Genomic DNA, 21055 nt, shown 5'->3' on the forward strand with positions numbered 1-21055 from the left:
TTTGTTCTGAGTTTCTCTATACGGCCGGGGGGGTGGCTTCCCCTCCCCGCGCCCCCGCGTTTTTGTTGGGGCGCCCCCCCCCCCCCCCCCCACCGGGCAGGTTTTCAGGCACTGACCCAGCCGCCGCCCAGCGCTCTGTACAAATCAATCTGCGCCAGCAGCAGGTTATTTTTCACCTGCACGACGCTGGTCTGGACCGAGAACAGCGTGCGCTGCGCGTCCAGCACGTCCAGATAGGAGGAGTAGCCGTTGCGATAGCGATTCTGCGCAATGCGCAGCGTCTCCTGGGCCACATCCTGCTGGGCAAGCAGCTCCGTCAGCTGTTCCTGATAGCGCGTAATCGCATCAAGGCTGTTGTTCACTTCGGCAAACGCGTTACGCACGGTTTTTTCATAAGCGTACAGCGCCTGGTTTCGCTGGGACTGGGAAATGTCCACCTGCGCATTCAGCGCCTGGCGGTTCAGCAGCGGGGCAAGGATACTGCCTCCGACGCTCCAGAGCTGGAGCGGGTTGTCCAGCAGGCCGGATAGGGTGCGATCCTGAACCGATCCGCTGGCGGTCAGGTTGATCGAGGGCAGCAGGCTGGCGCGCGACACCGCGAGCGAGGCGTCAGCCGCCACCAGCTGGCGTTCGGCCTGGACGATATCCGGCCTGCGGTTCAGCAGCGTAGAAGGCAGCTGCGACGGCAGCGTCAGCGGCGTCAGTGCTGCAAAGCTTTCACTGCGCGCCACGTCGCCCGGGTTGCTTCCCAGCAGCAGGCTGAGGGCATTCTCCTGCTGTGCAATCTGGTGCTGCAGCACGGGCACCTGCGCCCGCGTTGAGCGCAGTTCGGAATCCGACTGCATAAGCTCCAGACGCGAGCTGTAGCCCGTCTCAAACTGACGTTTCGCGAGGTTAAATGCCTCCTCGCGCGATTTCAGCGTGGACTCGGTCACCCGCAGCTGCTCGTCAAGCGAGAGCAGGGTGACATACCCGGATGCCACAGACGAGGCGACGGTCAAATCCGCGGCCGCGGCGGCGGCTTTTTGCGCCGCCAGCGAGGCTTCGGCAGCGCGAGAGGTGCTGCGGTTGACGCCCCAGATATCCACGTCATAGCTTGCCGTCAGGCTCCCTTTGTACAATGTGCCGTAAACCGGCAGCCCGGTCGCAGCGGATTGTGAACGGGCGCGCGTCCCGGTTACGCCCGCGTCGAGGGAGGGAAACAGGCTGCCGTCGGCCGCATAGACCCGCGCCTGATACTCGTTTATCCGTTCGCGGGCGATCAGCACGTCGCTGTTGTGCTGTAGCACCTGATCCACATAGCGGTTCAGGTGGTTGTCATGGAAATTACGCCACCAGAGCTGCTCCGCCGGGCTGGCAGGGCCGGAGACGGTGCGCCACTGGGTGGGGATGTGCAGCGTCGGCTGCGCCGGTTTGACGTCAACGGACTGGCATCCGGCCAGCATGACCGCCGCCACCAGCGCGGCTATCGGGCGAAGGATCATTGCTTCGCCTCCCGCGTATCAATGGTTACCTGCACCGACATACCCGGACGCAGCAGCGCGGCGTCCTCTGACTTACCGAGCACCTCAATACGCACCGGAATACGCTGGGCAATTTTGACAAAGTTCCCGGTGGCGTTATCCGGCGTGATGGCGCTGAACTCCACGCCGGTCGCCGGGGAGATGCTCTCCACGCGGCCCTGATACGCTTTGTTGTTCAGGGCATCAACGGTGAACTTCACCGGCTGGCCGACGCGCAGCTCCGCGAGCTGGGTCTCTTTAATGTTGGCGATGACCCAGTGCTGCGGCGGCACCAGGGTGGTGAGATGGGTTCCGGCGGTCACGTAGGCCCCGAGACGCACGGCGATCTGGCCGAGCTGGCCGTCACGCGGCGCCACGATGCGGGTGTTTTGCAGGTCAATCTGCGCCAGCTCCAGCGCCGCTTTGGCGTTTTCAACATCCGCTTCCAGCGCACCGCGATTGACAATCACCGTCTGCAGATCCTGACGCGACATCTCAAGGGCGGCTTTCGCCTGGTCGATGTCGGCGCTACCCTGAGCGGCACTGGCCAGCGCGGCGTCGCGCTCGCGAATGGAAAGCGAGCCGTCCGCCGTCAGCTCTTTCACCCGTTTTAAATCCGCCTGGCTTTTCAGGCTCTGGGCGCGGGCATTTTTCAGCGCGGCGTCATTTTTGGCGATCGTTGCTTCGGCACTTTTACGCTGCTGCAGGTTATTATTCAGGGCGGCAATTTTCATCGCCAGCTGCGCCTCTGCCTGATGCACCCGCTGACGATAGATACGGTCATCGATCTGCAGCAGCAGGTCACCTTTTTTGACCTGCACAAAGTCCTGAACCTTCACCTCGGTGATATAGCCGTTCACCTGCGGGCTGATAAACGTCGTCTGGCCGCGCACGTAGGCGTTATCGGTAAACTGCGCGTGACGGGTGAACGGCGGCAGTTGCCACGCATAAAGGATCACCAGCACGCCGACAATACCGATGGCGGCGGCGGTGAAAACGGAAACAATGCGCACATTTTTGCGGGTGTTGGCCTGCTCTTTGGCGGCATCCTGCTGACTCATAAACTCTCCAGAACTCTTTCAATTATTTGTTGCCGGTGGCGTTCTTCAGCGCCAGACGGGCAGTGATGCGCAGGCGCAGCAAGCGCCATAAAATCCAGACCAGCGTGGCGGCAGCGATGCTCGCCGTCAGCAGATAAGTATCGTTATATGCCAGAATATTCGCCTCCAGCGCGGTGACCGTTTGCAGCTGCGTTATCGCCTGGGTGCCCAGCAGCGCGCTGTCGCCAATCAGGCTTTTGTACATCTGGGTATAAAGCTGAATTCGCTCGTTGACCAGCGGGTTGAGCGTGGTGAGCTGGTCCGCCAGCAGGCTGGAGTGGTATTTCTCGCGCCAGGTCTGGAAGGTGCCGAGGATCGCGGAGCCCAGCAGGCCACCGAGGTTCTGGCTCATGCCAAACATCACCGAGAAGCTGACCAGGTTACGCGGGTCGGCGATCACCCCGCCAATGGCGGCCAGCATAGCGGGCGCCAGGAAGAAGGCGCTGCCGAAGCCCAGCAGGAACTGACTTACCATCAGCTGATCCGGACGGGTCAGGTTGTTGGACTGGCTGTCCAGCAGCGAGGCAACAATCATCAGCGCCAGAGACGTGATGATTGGCCACGCCAGTTTCGTCGGCTTGATGGTGAGACAGCTGGTGACAATCCCGCAGACGATCCCGGCGAAAATGGACCACGCAAGGTGCGTCATCTGCTCGTTCTGTAAGCCCACGTACTGCAGCCAGCCGATGACGCCGGTGTTTTGCTCTGCCAGCACGATACGGATCAGCAGCATAATCAGCCCCAGGCGGACGATGCTGCCACTCGACAGCCAGCGGGTGTTCAGCAGCGGGTTGCTGCGGTTATGTTCAAAGACGATGGCTGCGACAATCAGCACCAGCGATAGCGCCAGCGACCAGCCGATCCACGGCGCTTCGAACCACCAGTCAAGGCGGCCCAGAGAGAGGACGGCACAGAGCAGGGCCATCCCGGGGGCCAGTAAAAAGAAGGTGATAAAGTCCTTCTTCTCAAAGACCTTGCGCCGGTCACCCGGCGGCAGTTTTAAGGCGATGACGCAGGCCAGGGAGATCAGCGCCAGTCCCAGCTCGAAGAAATAGAGCCCGCGCCACTCGTCCAGCTGCAGCAGCTCGGTTGAAAACAGGCGGGCCAGCGGGATGGCGAGCGACGATCCGGTGATGCCGATGGTCAGCGCCTTCAGGCGGTGCTTCGCAGGCCAGGCCTGGATCTGATAGTAAATCCCCAGCGAGCTGAGCGCGGCGGCCACCATGCCGTGCGCGGCGCGCACCATCAGCGCCGAGCTGAGATCGTTAACGAACAGGTGGAAAAAGGTGACCAGCACGTACAGCACCAGAAAACCTTCCGTAAAGGCGCGCAGGCCGTACTGCTGGCGGAATTTAACCAGCAGCAGGTTGATGGAGATGTTGGTCATCACATAAACCGCGGGCAGCCAGGCGATTTCGGTTGACCAGGCGCCGAAGGTCCCCTGCAAATTTTGCAGGTTGGCGGTAACCACCGCATTCCCCAGCGCTCCCGTCAGGCAGACCAGCAGGCCCACGACGCCATAGGCAATGCGTTTTGGCGTACTGTGTTCGGGCGTGGAGGGCGAACCCAGCAGGGCGGGTTTCTCATGTGGCTGCCACTCGCGAGGAGCATAAGGGTCGCGTTCGGGCAGGCGCATAACGTCGTTTACCTTAGAAATAATTGAATAATTAGCGGGCTAGCGATTCTATGACTCCCGCAAATGATAATTCAAGTGAATATGATTTACGCATGTTAATCAAATGGTGAAGGGAAATTTAAGGAAAAAGAGCGGCCCGCAGGACGGGCCGGGAAGGGTCAGAGACGTTCGGGCTGCGCCTGGATGAGAGTGGCGCGCTTAACGCGGCTGGCGCAGAAAATCGCGATTAAAGAAATGGTCACCGTGACGGCAAGATACCAGGCCACCGGCACCCAGTCGCCGTCGTATTTTGCCAGCAGGCCGGTGGCAATCAGCGGCGCGGTACCGCCAGCCAGCGCGGCACCCAGCTGATACCCGAGCGTAATGCCGGTGTAGCGCACGTTTGCGCTAAAGATTTCAGAGCACAGCGTGCCGAGTACCGCCGTGACAGGGGCCCACAACACGCCAAAGGCGATGACCGTCGCGAGCACGATACCCCACGTGGTGCCGGTATTGAGCAGCATAAACCACGGTACGATAAACAGGCCCAGCACGAAGACGCTGATTGCGTACATGCGCTGACGGCCTACCTTATCGGAGAGCAGCCCCATTAGCGGGATCATAAGGGTCGCCACCAGGGCTCCCAGCGTCACGGCTTCCAGCGCCTGCGATTTCTGATACGTCAGCGTGCTGGTGGCATAGCTCACCACGAAGGTCGAGAAAATATAGAACGGCGCGGTTTCAACCACCTTCAAACCGGCGGCAATCAACACTTCACGCCAGTGATGTTTCAGCGTATCGCGCAGCGGGGCCTTCGCTACCTGACCGGACGCTTTCACTTTCTGAAAATCGGGCGTTTCGTCAATATCTTTGCGGATCCACAGGCCGAGCAACACCAGCACCGAGCTCAGCAGAAACGGGATGCGCCAGCCCCAGGAGAGAAAATCCGCCTCGCTGAACAGGGTCATCAGCGACACGATAAAGGTTGCCATCAGCATGCCGATGGTGACGCCCGCCTGCGGAATACTGCCGAAGAAGCCTTTACGTTTTTCTGGCGCGTATTCATAGGCCAGCAGCAGCGCGCCGCCCCATTCACCGCCGATGCCCATCCCCTGAATGATGCGCATCAGGATCAGCAGCGCAGGCGCCCAGAGGCCAATCATCTCATACGTGGGCAGCAGGCCAATCATAACGGTTGCACCTCCCATCAAAGAGAGGGTCAGCACGAGGGTTTTTTTACGTCCGATGCGGTCGCCGATGTGGGCGAAAAGTACCCCACCAATCGGGCGAATAAAGAAGGTTAATGAGAAAGAGAGATAAGAGAGGATGAGTCCGATCACCGGATCGACCATCGGGAAAAAGATCTTATTGAAGACCAGCGCGGCCGCCGTACCGTAGAGAAAATAGTCAAACCATTCAATGGCGCTCCCGGTAAGGCTGGCGATTAACACCTTTTTATTTTTACGTAACACCGTCGTCGTACTTTCATGTTCTGTCATGACCTGAAACCCCGCCACGTTGATGATGAGAGAGGTGTCACCTGGCGCGCTTCAGGTGCAACCTGTGATGATAAAAAAGGTTGTGAAATTGTTAAGCAACTTAGGGTTGGATGTTGTCTTTGGCAAGCGCAGGGGGGATAAAACTGGTCAGATCACGGCGAAATAAGCAGCGTTGGGTGCTTTTTCATGACGCCTGCACAATACAATGTTTTGTAGAGCTGGAAATCAAAAGCATAATAGGCAGGTGCAACCCGATGATTTTTGGATGTTTCTGGTTATTTCAGAAAAATGATAAATTCGGCGCTTCAACAACGTGAGGAGTTCACCATGGTTCAGCCCCATTTTCCCGTTCTGGCGGATGCCACGCTGGCGGCCTTCAATACTGTCGGTGAATGGCTGGCGCAGGACGACCTGAGCGCGACCCGTCCGAGCCCGGAAGTCGATGCGGTGATTCTGGCCGGAAACGCGGTGATCCCCACCATTGACGCGGCCTGCCGTATTGCCGCCCAGAGAGATGTACCGCTTCTGATCAGCGGCGGCATCGGCCATTCGACCCCCTTTTTATATACCGCCATTGGCAATCATCCGCGTTACCACACCGTACCGGTCACAGGGCGGGCCGAAGCGAGCATTCTTGCCGACATTGCGCGGGCGTTCTGGCAGATCCCTGAGGCGCGTCTGTGGGTTGAGGATCGCTCCACCAACTGCGGTGAAAACGCGCGCTTTAGCTGGAACATGCTGAAACAGCGTCATCGAACGACCGGGCGGGTGCTGGTGGTGCAGGATCCGACGATGCAGCGCCGCACGATGGCGACGTTTGCCCGCGTGTGTCGTGATGAGCCCGATTCACCGCAGTGGGTCAGCCATCCGGGGATTACGCCGACGCTGCAAAACGGTAACGAGGGCGTGGAATTCAGCGAGGGCCACACCGGACTGTGGCCCGTTGACCGTTATCTTTCACTGGTTATGGGGGAGCTGCCGCGCCTGTATGATGACGCCAACGGCTATGGCCCGGCCGGGCGGGATTATATTGCTCACGTTGAATTCCCTGAGGCCGTCACCGCCGCGTGGAAACAGCTACAGCAGGATCCTGTCCTGAAGGGCGCACGTAAAATAATTTAGGCACGGAACAATCCCCTCGCCCCATTGGGGAGAGGGTGAGGGTGAGGGTGAGGGGGGGGGAAAAATCACAGCGCCGCAAACTTATCCAGCGTCCGCACCAGCTGCGTCACAAACCCATACTCGTTGTCATACCAGGCAACGGCTTTCACCAGCTGAAGGTCTCCCGCTTCTGACACCTCCGTCTGCGTGGCGTCAAACACCGAACCATAATGCGAGCCAATCACATCTGACGACACGATCTCTTCATCGGTATACCCGAACGATTTATTGCCCTGAGTCGCCTTTTTCAGCGCGGCGTTAATCTCCTCAACGGTCACTTTCTTGCCCAGAATGGCCACCAGTTCGGTAACGGAGCCCGTTTTAACCGGCACGCGCTGGGCGTGGCCTTTCAGTTTGCCGCTGAGCGCAGGGATCACCAGACCGATGGCCTTTGCGGCGCCGGTGGTGTGCGGAATGATATTCTCTGCCGCCGCCCGGGAGGCGCGAAGATCTTTCCCGCGCGGGCCATCCACCAGCGCCTGGGTACCGGTATAGGCATGAATGGTGGTCATGGTGCCCACCTTAATTTCAAACGCGTCGTTCAGGGCTTTTGCCAGCGGGGCGAGGCAGTTAGTGGTGCAGGAGGCGACGGAAATAATGGTATCACTGGCGTCAATGGTCTCGTCGTTCACGCTGTAGACGATGGTTTTCATGTCCCCCGCGGGCGCAGAGATCAGCACCTTCTTCGCGCCCGCGTCCAGGTGCGCCCGTGATTTCTCTTCAGACGTATAAAAGCCGGTGCACTCCACGACGATATCCACGCCCGCGGCTTTCCACGGAATGTGCTTTGCCTCTTTTTCGGCATACACCGCGATGGTTTTACCGTCAACGATCAGCGCATCCTCGGTGAAATCCACGCTCCACGGGAAGCCACCGTAGTTGGAGTCGTGCCTGAGCAGGTAGGCCAGCACTTTTGGAGAGGTGAGGTCGTTGATGGCGACGACGGTATTACTGTCCTGGGTTTCAAGAAGGCGGCGCAGAACAAGACGTCCGATGCGTCCAAATCCGTTAATGCCAATTTTACTCATGGTGTTCTCCTGTAAACGTGTCGATGTGACAGTTTGAACTCATCCAGGCTTAGACCATCACGGGCAGGGCGGCAATTGAAGATGCTTCATGCGGGAGGATGTATTTGAAAAACCATACAGAAAAGTTAATGAATTTTTAAGGAAAGGAGATTATGTTGGCGCGGTAACTGTTTTTAATCGAGAAATCACATGCGCACTAAATATACAAGCCTGCAAATCGGCATCCACTGGCTGGTGTTTCTGTTAATCATCGTCGCCTACTGCGCCATGGAGTTCAGAGGTTTCTTCCCGCGCACCGCGCGCCCGACGATCAACATGATCCACGTCTCATGCGGGATCAGTATCCTGGTGCTGATGGTGGCGCGTCTGTTGGTTCGCCTGAAATTCCGTGCACCACCGATTCAACCGAAGCCAAAAGCGATGGTGACGGGGATGTCTCATCTGGGGCATCTGGTGGTGTATCTGCTGTTTATTGCGCTGCCGCTGATTGGCATTGTGATGATGTATAACCGGGGCAGCGACTGGTTTGCTTTTGGCCTGGCGATGCCGCATGCGGCGGAGTCCAATTTTGACCTGGTAGATATGCTGAAAGAGTGGCACGAGACGCTGGCAAATCTGGGCTATTTTGTGATTGGCCTGCACGCCGCGGCGGCGCTGATGCACCACTATTTCTGGAAAGATAATACTCTTCTGCGCATGATGCCGAAAAAGCGTTCGTAGTCTTCTCGCCCGGCGGCGCTTCGCTTGCACGGGCCTACAAACGGCTCTGAATCGTAGGCCGGGAGCGCTACGCGTCACCCGGCTTGTTTTTTAACCCAACAGAGCACGCTCTTCAGCCGTTAACGCCAGCGTCTGCGTTGACCCCGTTTCCGACGACGTCACCGCCGCTTCCAGCACAGCCATCACCGCTAATGCCTCAACAGGGTGGACAGGATTGGCGATTTCCCCGCGTAGCGCATCACGCACGTTGATGTAGTACTGACGCTGATCGCCTTTCGGGGTAGGGATCGTCTGCGATGCGCCGTCAGCGCCAAAGAACACCATGCTGTCGCTGTCTTCGCCCCAGGCCTCACTGCCGGGGATCACCCCAGAGAGCAGCTGTGCTTCCTGCTGATCGATTCTGGCCTTCACCACGCTGCCCTTGTCCCCGTGGACGGCAAAGCGCGCCGTACCGCCCGCCACCAGCATGCTGGCGTGCAGAATCACCTTATGCTCCGGGTAGTTTAAGACCACGTGCGCCCAGTCGTTGATTTCTGCACCGTCGCGCAGCGTCGCGATATTCCCCTGAACCGACTGCGGCAGGCCAAAGAGCTGCAGCGTCTGGTCGATAAGATGAGGACCCAGGTCAAACCATAAGCCACTTCCGGGGACGTTCTGCTCGCGCCAGCGCACGCGCACTTCCGGGCGGAAGCGGTCGATATGCGACTCCAGGTGTTTGACCTTGCCAAGCGTGCCCTGCTCAATAATCTGCTTAATGCCGAGGAAATCGCTGTCCCAGCGGCGGTTGTGGAAGACGGAGAGCAGACGCTGCTTTTCCTCCGCCAGCGCAATCAGGTCGCGGGCTTCCTGCATGTTGAGGGTGAAAGGCTTATCCACCACGACATGCTTGCCGGCGTTCAGAGCCAGCGTCGCCAGCGGGGCGTGCGTGGCGTTGGGGGAGGCAATCACCACCAGGTCAACATCAGGATGCTGAATAGCCTCTTCAGGGGTGGCGACCACCTCTACGTCCGGCAGATCGCGTTTAACCTTCTCTTCATCACGAGAAGAGACCACGGCCAGCTTAAGCCCGTCCACAGACTGGATTAACGGGGCATGGAAGGTTTTGCCCACAAATCCATACCCGATCAGCGCAATGTTAATTGTTCGAACTGTACTCATGAACTTCTCCACGTTAATTCGCGCACACCGTGACCTGCAATGCGCCAGGGTCCCCAAGCTCAGGCCAGGGACGATCTAAAAAGAGTTGTTGAATGTTGGATAACCCGGAAACCAGATACGGCTCGCAGCGGTTGACCTTCAGGTGGTCGGCAACAATCCAGTGCGCATGGCTTGCGTCAAGCATCGCGCGCTTAACCTCGGCATCCGCTTCTTTACCGGCGCTCAAACCGAGTTCGGCATGAATGGCGCACGCCCCGAGGATGGCGATATCTGCCCGATAGCGGGACAGCAACGACAACGTGGCGCTTCCGGCAAACAGGCGCTGCTGGTGGTCCCATTTCCCCCCGAGCAGGATCAGTTCAACGTCTTCCCGGTCGCTAAAATGCTGGGCGATATCCAGCGACGTGGTTATGACGGTGAGCGGCCCGCGAAGAAAGGAGGCGACAGCCATCACCGTGCTGCCCGCATCCAGAAACAGGGTAGAACCCGCAGGGACCTGCAGGGCGACCTGTTTTCCGAGGCGCTGTTTGGTTTCCGGCAGCAGCGTATTGCGGCCCTGACGGTTCATGGCGGAGAGATTCAGCGCGATGGCTCCGCCGTGGTTCTTCTGCGCCAGGCCCTGGTTCTCCAGGTCGGTCAGATCCCGACGGATGGTATCGGCTGAAACCTGCAGCTTTTCTGCCAGTTCGGTGATGCTGGCCTGGCCTTGCTCGCTCAGGATATCCAGAACGTGGCGCTGTCGTGCAGTTTTGTGCATCGGTTACATTCCTGCAAAATATCGCAATAGTTTGCATAATACAGCATTTTAACGCAGAGAGAAGGGCAACGTGGTTTTGATGTCGGGGAGTGAGGTGATGATTCAGATGCGTGATTATTAAAATTTTATTAAACAGGTATAAGCAAGCCGTTTTGAATGTTAATCATAATGTTATTGTTATGTTTTATTTAACGGTTTGGATTATGTAACCAGTGCAACACCATTGTCTGGAGTTAAGTTTCGACAAAATAGATATTTATAGATATTAATTGCTTTAATTAGTTTTTTAATAGCGATAAATCCCAATTCATCCTGTTTGGCTACTTAAATTGACACTTCTTTGAAAATCTTTGTGTCTGACCCGCGCGGAAATTAACGCAAAAATGTGCAGGGAGCAAATTAAGAATTTTCCTTAAATAACAGACGGTTTATATGTTTCATCTGAAAGGTCATTTTAAGACTTTTGTCCAGAAACCCCATCTTTTTTCTTAATTGTAACACCACATTAACATTGTGGGTGTAGTGGCCTATAACACATTTTGTTATGCTGCTAACCACTTTAGGAAATAAGTAAATTCTTAATTAAATAAGACGCAGGCAGATCTCATCTCCAGGGGGAAATGGGTATGGGGAGTTTTACCTAAAATTCGGCAAGGATGCTAAAAAAGATATTTGTCTAATTATCTATACCTCTTTTTGGGTAATTGCTTCAGTGTCACTCAGAGTCAGGGAGATAAAATGACGATATTACGAAAGCCAATGTTACGCCGATTTACAGCAGCGCTGGCATTCATTTCATTAGCCATAAATACGGCGTACGCCAATAGTAATCAGGTGGGTATTGCCCCGGTTGCCAGGACCACCTTAAAAGAAAGTATTCTTTTTGCTATCGATCGCGATCCGTCTATTAGTCAGCAGGCCGCGCAGCTCGGTATTGGTCAGGCACAAATAGATGAAGCGCGCAGCGGCTGGATGCCGCAAATATCGCTGAACGGGAGCACGGGCCATAGCCAGACCACCGATTCCAGCGGGTCGCTGAAGAATTCAGCCGCCTGGGGACTGAGCCTGACGCAGCTGATCTATGATTTTGGCAAGACCAATAACAGCATCAGCCAGTCTTCCGCCCAGCGCGATAGCTATCGCTACCAGCTGATGAGCACGCTCTCTGACGTGGCGGAAAAAACGGCGCTGAGCTATGTCGAGGTCAAACGCTATGCCGATCTGCTGCAGGCAGCAAAGGAGAACGTTCAGGCCCTGAAAAATGTTGAGCAGCTGGCAAAGCTGCGCGCCGACGCGGGCGTGAGCTCGACCTCCGATGAGCTCCAGACCCGCACGCGTATTGCCGGTATGCAGGCAACGGTCGCGCAGTATCAGGCCGCCTTAAACAGCGCCCGCGCAAGGCTTGCGGTATTAACCGGCATGCAGGCAGAAAACTATTCGCCTGTACCCGCAAACCTCGCGGTTGAACCTGATTCGCTCAACCGCATTGATTATTCGCTGATACCGGCGGTCATGGCCGCGCAAAACATGGAGCGCTCTGCCCAGTATGGCGTGGAGACGGCGAAGTCCCAGCACTGGCCGACCCTCAGCCTGAAGGGCGGACGTACCCGATACGAGTCGGACAACCGTTCGTACTGGGACGACCAGATCCAACTCAACATTGACGCACCGCTTTATCAGGGCGGCGCGGTCTCTGCACGCGTGCGGCAGGCTGAAGGCGCGCGGGCGATGGCCTCCTCTCAGGTCGATCAGGCGCGTTTCGACGTCCTGCAAAAAGCCTCCGTCGCGCAGGCGGACTGGACCGGCGCGCGGGGAAGAATGGAGGCCGGGAAACAGCAGCTGGAAAATGCGCTGCGCGCCCGTGATGTTTATAAAAATGAGTACACCCTGAGCAAGCGGAGCATTAACGATCTGCTCAGCGTTGAGCAGGATGTCTGGCAGGCCACCTCGGCGAAAATAATCGCTGAGTATGATGGATGGAGTTCGGCAATTAATTATGCTTCCGCGGTTGATAATTTAATGCCGCTTATTGGAATAGAGAAAAACGCTGCCGCAAAACTACCCGATTTGAGTTAAAAAAAGACGCGTATTGTCGCGCAAAATAAGTCTGAAAATAATGGGTGTTTTTTCCCAGGGATAGCTACATCCGTCTGGTGGACATATCCACAGGAATCCGCACACCTGCAAGGAGAGAAATATGAGTAACATAAAGGTTGTTGATGTCATCATTCGCAAAACGGCGGAGAAAACGAAATTAACCGGCGAAGGAAATTTGTCGGTCTCTATTTCCTCCCCGAGCGTGATTGAAATCCAGGGTTCTGCTCAGGATGTGGTGCGATATGTCCGCCAGGGTAAAGATCTCCTCATTTATATGAAAGATGGCAGCGTGATTCGCTGCAATAACTATTTTGTTGAAGATCCTGAGACGCACAACCAGTCAGAGCTGGTGTTCAACGATCGTCAGGAACTGACGCATATTTCTTTTGCCGATACCGGGGAAGCGTCAGGCGTTGCGGTGACCGAGCTAACCGCGCAGGCCACACCGATTAGCAGCATTCAACCTTTCCTGGAGCAGGGAAGCGTCTTAAGCGACGCCCCGTGGGGCTGGATTGCGGGAGCTGCATTAGGCGGCGGTGCCATCGGGGCGCTGCTGGCAAACGGCGGCGACGGCGAGACTAAAATAAAAGTTATTGATAATACGAAAGAAGTGGAAAGCGCCACGCCAACCTTCCTGCTGTCGGATAAAGCGGGCGACAAGCAGGGCGTGCTGACAGCAAACGCGATCACGGACGACAACACGCCAACCTTTAGCGGTACCGGTCAGCCGGGCGCGACCATCCAGATCAAAGACAGCAGCGGCAGCACCATCGCCAGCGCCATGGTCGGTAAAGAGGGCACCTGGACGGTAAAATTACCGACCCAGACGGACGGGGAACACTCCTGGTCGGTGGTGCAGATCGACGGCAGTAAAACCACCGATGCGGGCAACATTACCGTAACGGTCTCGACCGCCGAGGCTGCCATTACGCTGGCTACCACGGCGGGCGACAACGTGCTTAACGCCAGCGAGCAATCCGCGGGCTTTACGCTCTCCGGTGCCAGCAAGAATCTGGCGCAGGGTACCGTACTCACCGTGACGCTGAACGGTAAAACCTATACGACGGAAGTGGGGGCGGACGGGACGTGGAGTGTTAACGTGCCCGCGGCCGACGCGCAGGCGTTGGGCGATGGCACCTGGACGGTCAACGTCAGCGGCAAAGACGCGGCGGGTAACACCGTGAGCGGCAGCCAGACAATCGGCGTGGATAGCGTCGCGCCAACCCTCTCTGTCGATACCCTCGCGCAGGACAACATCATTAATGCCGCCGAGCACAGCCAGCCGCTGACGCTGACCGGCAAAACGACTGCGGAAGCCGGTCAGATCGTCACGGTCACGCTGAACGGTAAAAACTACAACGCCACGGTGGGCAGCGACGGTACCTGGTCCGTCACGCTTGCTGCGGACGACGTGCAGGCGCTCAACGAGGGTAATCACACCCTGACGGTGAACGTCAGCGACAAAGCGGGCAACGGTTCGTCTGTCACCGCAGATTTCACGGTGGATACCACCGCGCCGGTGGTCACCATCGATACCGTGGCGGGCGACGACATACTGAACACCAGCGAACAGGGCCAGGCGCAGATTATTTCCGGGCAGACGAGCGGCGCGTCGGCAGGCGATGTGGTCACCGTGACCGTTGGCGGCCAGTCCTTCACCGGTGTGGTGCTGGCGGACGGCAGCTGGAGCGTGGGCGTTCCGGCATCCGTGCTGGGCGCGCTGGGTGAAGGCAACCACACGATTTCAGTATCCGTGACCGACGCGGCAGGCAACACCGGCAGCGCCACGCACGGCATTACGCTGAGCGGCAACCCGCCAGAATTTACGATTGACGCCATTAGCCAGGACAACGTGCTGAATGCCCAGGAGGCGATGCAGCCGCTGAGCCTGACCGGTACCAGCAACCTGCCTGACGGCAGCGCCATTACCGTGACGCTGAACAACGTCAGCTATCAGGCCACCGTTGAAAACGGCATCTGGGCGGTCCAGGTGCCGGTTTCCGACGTGCTGAATCTGGCGAACACCCTCTACACCGTCAGCGTCAGCGGCACTGACAGCGTGGGTAACAGCGGCTCTGCCGGGGCGACGCTGCTGGTGGATACCGTGCTGCCGCAGGTGATCATCAACACCTTTGCGGGCGACAACCTGGTCAATAGCGCCGAAGCGGATGTCGATCAAACCCTCAGCGGTCGCGTTACCGGCGCGGCGGCGGGCGATACCGTTTCTGTCACCGTGGGCGGCAAGAGCTACACCGCCACGGTGGGCAGCGATCTGACCTGGAGCGTGAAAATCCCGTCAGCGGATCTTAAGGCGTTCGGCGACGGCGATTTAACCTTCACCGCGTCGGTGACCAATTCGCACGGCAATACCGGTACCGGCGAGCGCGATATCAACATCAACGCACAGCTGCCGGGCCTGCGTGTGAACACCATTTCCGGCGATGACGTGGTCAACGCCATCGAACAGCAGCAGGATCTGACCGTCACCGGCGCCAGCACCCACCTGGCCGCGGGCACGCCGATCGTCGTCACCATCAACAACGTCGAATATAACGCCGTGGTTACCGCCAGCGGCGGCTGGAGCATTGGCGTTCCTGCTGCGGACCTGCAGGCCTGGACCGCGGGAGAGGTGACGGTTAGCGTCAGCGCAAAAGATGCCTGGGGCAATACCGTTGCGGCTGAACACCCGATTGAACTCGATCTCAACGCCGTGGCGGTCACCATTGATACCGTCTCCGGCGATGACCTGCTGAATGCGGCAGAAAAAGGTGCCGATTTAACCCTTTCCGGCCAGACGCAGGGCGTGGAGGCGGGGCAGACCGTGGTGGTGAAATTCGCCGACCAGACCTTTACCGCCCAGGTGCAGCAGGATGGCTCCTGGAGCCTGACCGTGCCCGCCAGCGCCATGGAAACCCTGATCGACGGGCGCGCGCAGGTGAGCGTCAGCGTCACGAACGTAAACGGTAACAGTGCCGACGCGTCGCGCGTGGTCACGGTGGATACGCTGCCGCCGGCGATTACCCTCGATAACCTCACCAGCGATAACATCATCAATGCGGCTGAGGCGCAGCAGGATTTAGCCTTAAGCGGCACCAGTACTGCGGAACCGGGCCAGACGGTCACCGTGACGCTAAACGGCAAAACGTATCAGACCACGGTCCAGACGGACGGAACCTGGCAGCTGATCGTACCGGCGGCTGACGTCGGTGCCCTCAACGATGGCATCGTGACCGTGACGGCCACCGTAAGCGACGTGGCGGGCAACAGCAGCAGCGCCGATCGCGTGGGACTGGTGGACGCGACCGTGCCGCAGGTGACCATCAACCACTTCGTCACCGACACCAATACCGTTAACCAGCTCGCCCATGCACAGGCTCAGATCCTGAGCGGCTCCGTCACCGGGGCGGCAGCGGGCGATCGGGTGACTATCACTATTAACAGCGTCGATTACACCACCGTGGTGGATGCGGCGGGCAACTGGAGCCTTGGCCTGCCGGCGTCTGTCGTACAGGGGCTGACGGACGGCACCTGGACCATCGACGTCTCCGTGACCGACCGATCCGGCAATACCGGAAGCAGTTCACTGGATGTGGTGGTGAATACCGTGACGCCTGTCATCGGTATCAACACGCTGGCGGCGGACGACGTGATCAACGCGGCAGAGAAAGGCGAAGCTCTGCAGATTTCCGGCACCAGCAACCAGCCGGAAGGCACGACCATTACGGTGACCCTGAACGGCATTCACTACACGGCTACCGCTGACGCGAGCGGAAACTGGAGCGTAACCGTTCCGGCGGCAAACGTCTCGGCGCTGGGCGAAGCGAATTACACCGTGACGGCGAACGTCACCGATAGCGTCGGCAACAGCGCTTCAACCTCGCACGACGTGCTGGTGGACAGCTCGCTGCCGGTGGTAACGATTGACACGCTGGCGGGCGACAATATCGTTAACGCGGCGGAAGTGTCGGCAGGGCAAACCCTGACCGGTAAGGTGACAAATGCGGCGCCAGGTGACACTGTCACGATTACCCTTGGCGGCCAGACCTTTACTGCCACCGTGCAGGACGATCTCACCTGGAGCCTGCCGTTAACCCAGAGCCAGTTGACCGCGCTGGGCAACGGCGATCTCACCGTATCGGCCAGCGTCACCAACGCGCACGGCAATACCGGTTCTTCTTCGCTCGACTTCACCATCGACGCCCAGCTTCCGGGGCTGCGTATTGATACGGTCGCAGGCGACGACGTGATCAACGTGATTGAGCACGCTCAGAACCTGATTGTGTCCGGCACCAGCACCGATCTGGCGGCTGGCAGCGCCGTCACCGTGACCATCAACGGAAAAGCGTATTCCGCAACGGTGCTGGCGGACGGCACCTGGCAGGCGGCGGTACCGGCGGCGGACGTGTCCCAGTGGGCAGATGGCTCGCTGGATATCAAGGCAAGCGCGCAGGATGCCTCCGGCAACCCGGTGGCTATCGGGACCGTCGTGGACGTCGATCTCGCGCCGGTTGCCATCACCATCAGCAGCGTGACCGACGACAACGTCCTTAACGCAGCGGAAAAAGGCCAGGATCTGGTGCTGTCCGGCACGTCATCTAACGTTGAAGCGGACCAGACCGTCACCATTACCTTCGCAGGAAAAACGTACACCACGACGGTGGATGCCAACGGCAACTGGACCTGGACCGTTCCGGCTGCCGATCTGAGCGGCCTGAAAGACGGCGACGCCAGCGTGCAGGTCAGCGTCACCAACGTGAACGGCAACGCCGCGTCTTCGGCGCAGGCATTCAGCGTCGACACCACCGCGCCGACGGTGACCATCAACACCATCAGCGGCGATAACATGCTGAATGCGGCAGAGGCAGCGCAGGATCTGACCCTGAGCGGGACGTCTACTGCCGAAGCGGGCCAGACGGTCACCGTGACCTTCAACGGCAATCAGTACACTGCGCAGGTGCAGGCGGACGGCAGCTGGACGCTCGACGTGCCTGCGGCGGATCTGGCAGGCATCACCGACGGCAACGCGGCGGTCACGGCGACCGTGTCCGATAAAGCAGGTAACCCGGCCAGCGCGGGCTCCTCGGTGCTGGTGGACACCACCGTACCGCAGATTAGCTTCAACATCGTCGCGGGCGACGACATCGTGAATATTGCCGAGCACGGCCAGGCGCTGATCGTCTCCGGTAAGGTGACGGGCGCGCAGGCGGGCGACGTGATTACCGTGACCCTGAACGGTAAAGATTACACCGCCATGCTGGACGCGTCCGGCAGCTGGAGCGTGGGCGTTCCGGCGGCGGACGTGGGTGCGCTGGTCAACGGCGACCAGACGATCTCCGCGACCCTCACCGACAAAGCCGGTAACAGCACCACTGCGACGCACGAATTTGACGTCTCCCTGACCGCGCCGGTGGTCGCCATCAATACCCTGGCGGCTGACGACGTGATCAATGCGACCGAGAAAGGCCAGGATCTGCAGGTGTCCGGCACCAGCAACCAGCCGGAAGGAACCGCCATTACGGTGACCCTGAACGGGATTAACTATACGGCCACCACCGACGCGAGCGGGAACTGGAGCGTGACCGTTCCGGCGGCAAACGTCTCGGCGCTGGGCGAAGCGAGCTACGCCGTGACGGCGAGCGTAACTGACGCCGCGGGCAACAGCGCGAGCACCGGCCACAGCGTGCTGGTTGACAGCGCGCTGCCGCAGGTCACCATCAATCCGGTCGCGACGGACGACGTGATTAACGCGGCGGAAGTGGCTGCCGGACAGACCCTGAGCGGGAAAGTGAGCGGTGCGGCGAGCGGTGACACTGTCACTATTACCCTCGGCGGCAATACCTATACCGCGACGGTTCAGGACGATCTGAGCTGGTCGGTCAACGTGCCGTCCTCGGTCTTAACCGCCATCGGTAACGGCGATCTGACGGTGTCAGCCAGCGTCACTAACGGCCACGGCAACACCGGCACCGGCGAGCGCGACATCACCATTGATGCTAACCTGCCGGGCCTGCGCGTCGATACCGTGGCGGGCGACGATGTGATCAATAGCATCGAACACGCTCAAAACCTGATAATCACCGGTTCCAGCGACGGTCTGGCAACGGGCGCGGCGCTGACCGTCACCGTCAACGGCAAAACCTACGCGGCCACCGTACTGGCGGACGGCACCTGGACGGCGGCCATTCCGGCGGCCGACGTCAGCGCGCTCGGCGCGGGCACGGTTACCGTGAAGGTTGAAGGTCATAGCGCGGCGGGCAACCCGGTTTCCATCAGCCATGACGTGAAGGTGGATCTGGCGACAGTCGCCATCAGCATTAACCCGATTGCCTCTGACGACGTGATTAACGCGGCGGAGAAAGGCACGGACCTGGTGCTGTCCGGCTCCACCACCAACGTGGAAGAAAACCAGACCGTTACCATCACCTTCGGCGGCAAGTCGTACACCGCGACGGTCGATGCCGACGGCAACTGGACGGCCACCGTGCCGTCTGCCGATTTGGGCAGCCTGAAGGACGGCGATGCCAGCGTGCAGGTGAGCGTCACCAACGTGAACGGCAACAGCGCGTCGGCAGGCCGCGAGTACAGCGTGGACGCCACCGCGCCGACGGTGTCTATCGAGATCGTCAGCGACAATAACATCATCAATGCGGCCGAGGCGCAGCAGGATCTGGTCGTTAATGGCGTAACCAACGCCGAAGCGGGCCAGACCGTCACCGTGACCCTGAACGGCGTGGACTACACCACCTCCGTGCAGGCAAACGGCAGCTGGAGCGTGACCGTGCCTTCCGCGGATGTCGGCGCGATTACCGACGGTAACTACACCATTAGCGCGGCGGTCTCCGATAAGGCGGGCAACCCGGCCTCTGCGGATCGCGACGTGCTGGTCGATACCACCGTCCCGCAGCTGACCATTCACACCGTGTCCGACGACGACGTGATCAACAGCGCCGAGCACGCGCAGGCATTGATTGTCACGGGCTCCGTGACCGGCGCGGCGGCGGGCGACGTGGTCACCGTCACCCTCAACGGCAAATCGTACACCGCCACCCTGGATGCTTCCGGCAACTGGAGCGTGGGCGTGCCTGCGGCAGACGTTACCGCGCTGGCCGCCGGGGATTACACTATTACCGCGGCGCTGACCGATAAAGCGGGCAACAGCAACAGCGCCACGCACGGTGTGGCGGTGAACCTGACCGCGCCGGGGCTGACCATTGACACCGTTTCCGGTGACGATGTGATCAACAGCACCGAGAAAACCCAGGATCTGACGATCTCCGGTACGGCGTCCGGCCTGGCGGCAGGCGCGGTAGTGACCGTGATGCTCAACGGCAAAGCGTACAGTGCGCAGGTGGACGATAACGGAAAATGGACCACCACCGTTCCGGCGAGCGAGGTCGGTCAGCTGGGCGAGGCGCTTTATACCGTCACCGCGTCAGCCACGGACAGCGTCGGCAACAGCACCCGCGCGTCGCACACGGTAAACGTGGAGTCCGTTCTGCCGGGCGTGATTATCAACACCATTGCGGGCGACGACGTGATTAACGCCGCCGAGCTGGCTGCCGGCCGGACCATCAGCGGTAAGGTGGTGAATGCCGAAGCGGGCAACACCGTGACCGTGACCATTGGCGGCAACCGCTACACCGCAACGGTGCAGAACGATCTCACCTGGTCCGTCGATGTGCCTGAATCTGTGCTGACGGCGCTGGGCAACGGCGATTTGACGGTGACCGCCAGCGTGACCAACGGCGTCGGCAACAGCGGATCCGCTGAGCGCGATATCACTATCGACGCTAACCTGCCGGGCCTGCGCGTGGATACCGTGGCGGGCGACGACGTGATCAACAGCATCGAGCACGGGCAGAATCTGATTGTGACCGGATCCAGCGATGGCCTGACCGCAGGTACCACCTTGACCGTCACCGTAAACGGCAAAACCTACCCGGCCACCGTGCTGGCCGACGGCACCTGGCGTGCGGCCATCCCGGCTGCGGATGTGGGTGCCCTGGCAGCAGGTACGGTCACCGTGACCGTTGTAGGCCAGAGCAGCGCCGGTAACCCGGTTTCCATCAGCCACGATGTGACGGTAGATCTGGCGACCGTTGCCATCAGCATCGATGCGATTGCTTCAGACGACGTGATTAACGCCGCCGAGAAGGGCGCGGATCTGGTGCTCTCCGGGGCGACCTCGAACGTTGAGGAAAACCAGACCGTTACCATCACCTTCGGCGGCAAGAGCTACACCGCGACCGTCGGCGCCGACGGCAAATGGACGGCCACGGTGCCAGCCGCCGACCTGGCGGGTCTGAAAGACGGCGACGCCAGCGTGCAGGTGAGCGTCACTAACGTGAACGGCAACAGCGCCTCGGCGGGACGTGAGTACAGCGTGGATGCCACCGCGCCGACCGTCACGATTAACAC

General features: G+C 59.3%; 11 protein-coding genes. 4 read left to right on the top strand and 7 right to left on the bottom strand.

Annotated elements, in window-relative coordinates; all coding sequences use genetic code 11:
• Nucleotides 1-104: 104 nt before the first annotated feature.
• From C6A40_RS23790 to C6A40_RS23805, 4 genes are all read right to left on the bottom strand, one after another.
• Nucleotides 105-1484, bottom strand: coding sequence for an efflux transporter outer membrane subunit (locus C6A40_RS23790; RefSeq protein ID WP_045335850.1), 1380 nt, complete (start codon nucleotides 1482-1484; stop codon nucleotides 105-107).
• The gene (locus C6A40_RS23795; RefSeq protein ID WP_045335849.1) at nucleotides 1481-2563 is read right to left on the bottom strand and encodes an HlyD family secretion protein; all 1083 of its coding nucleotides are present in this window, start codon (nucleotides 2561-2563) and stop codon (nucleotides 1481-1483) included. The genes C6A40_RS23790 and C6A40_RS23795 overlap by 4 nt, the downstream gene beginning before the upstream one ends.
• Nucleotides 2564-2585: 22 nt before the next feature.
• Nucleotides 2586-4238, bottom strand: coding sequence for an MFS transporter (locus C6A40_RS23800; RefSeq protein ID WP_008502308.1), 1653 nt, complete (start codon nucleotides 4236-4238; stop codon nucleotides 2586-2588).
• A gap of 158 nt (nucleotides 4239-4396) precedes the next feature.
• Nucleotides 4397-5716: an MFS transporter gene (locus tag C6A40_RS23805; RefSeq protein ID WP_045335847.1), complete on the bottom strand. Its 1320-nt coding sequence runs from the start codon at nucleotides 5714-5716 to the stop codon at nucleotides 4397-4399.
• Between the two features lie 327 nt (nucleotides 5717-6043).
• Between C6A40_RS23805 and C6A40_RS23810 the strand changes: the two genes are divergently transcribed.
• Nucleotides 6044-6838, top strand: a complete 795-nt coding sequence (locus tag C6A40_RS23810; protein WP_045335845.1) for a YdcF family protein — start codon at nucleotides 6044-6046, stop codon at nucleotides 6836-6838.
• 65 nt (nucleotides 6839-6903) lie between these two features.
• Here C6A40_RS23810 and gap read toward each other — a convergent pair whose 3' ends face one another.
• Nucleotides 6904-7905, bottom strand: coding sequence for a type I glyceraldehyde-3-phosphate dehydrogenase (gene gap, locus C6A40_RS23815; RefSeq protein ID WP_023327422.1), 1002 nt, complete (start codon nucleotides 7903-7905; stop codon nucleotides 6904-6906).
• A 189-nt stretch (nucleotides 7906-8094) separates the two neighbouring features.
• Here gap and cybB point away from each other — a divergent pair, with 189 nt between their 5' ends.
• Nucleotides 8095-8625: a cytochrome b561 gene (gene cybB, locus C6A40_RS23820; RefSeq protein ID WP_023327423.1), complete on the top strand. Its 531-nt coding sequence runs from the start codon at nucleotides 8095-8097 to the stop codon at nucleotides 8623-8625.
• A 90-nt stretch (nucleotides 8626-8715) separates the two neighbouring features.
• Here cybB and C6A40_RS23825 read toward each other — a convergent pair whose 3' ends face one another.
• Nucleotides 8716-9783 carry an oxidoreductase gene (locus tag C6A40_RS23825; RefSeq protein ID WP_045335843.1) on the bottom strand — a complete coding sequence of 356 codons (1068 nt, stop codon included), beginning with the start codon at nucleotides 9781-9783 and terminating at the stop codon, nucleotides 8716-8718.
• Between the two features lie 13 nt (nucleotides 9784-9796).
• The gene (locus C6A40_RS23830) at nucleotides 9797-10540 is read right to left on the bottom strand and encodes a DeoR/GlpR family DNA-binding transcription regulator (RefSeq protein WP_021242557.1); all 744 of its coding nucleotides are present in this window, start codon (nucleotides 10538-10540) and stop codon (nucleotides 9797-9799) included.
• Nucleotides 10541-11278: 738 nt separating this feature from the next.
• On the opposite strand from C6A40_RS23830, the gene C6A40_RS23835 reads away from it, so the two are divergent.
• Nucleotides 11279-12616, top strand: coding sequence for a TolC family outer membrane protein (locus C6A40_RS23835; RefSeq protein ID WP_008502300.1), 1338 nt, complete (start codon nucleotides 11279-11281; stop codon nucleotides 12614-12616).
• Between the two features lie 121 nt (nucleotides 12617-12737).
• Nucleotides 12738-21055 (top strand): Ig-like domain-containing protein (locus tag C6A40_RS23840; protein ID WP_114191446.1); only part of this gene is annotated, 8318 nt, incomplete at its 3' end.

The sequence above is a fragment of the Enterobacter sp. GER_MD16_1505_Eko_090 genome, assembly GCF_003331015.1.
GTDB classification, from domain to species: Bacteria; Pseudomonadota; Gammaproteobacteria; order Enterobacterales; family Enterobacteriaceae; genus Enterobacter; species Enterobacter roggenkampii.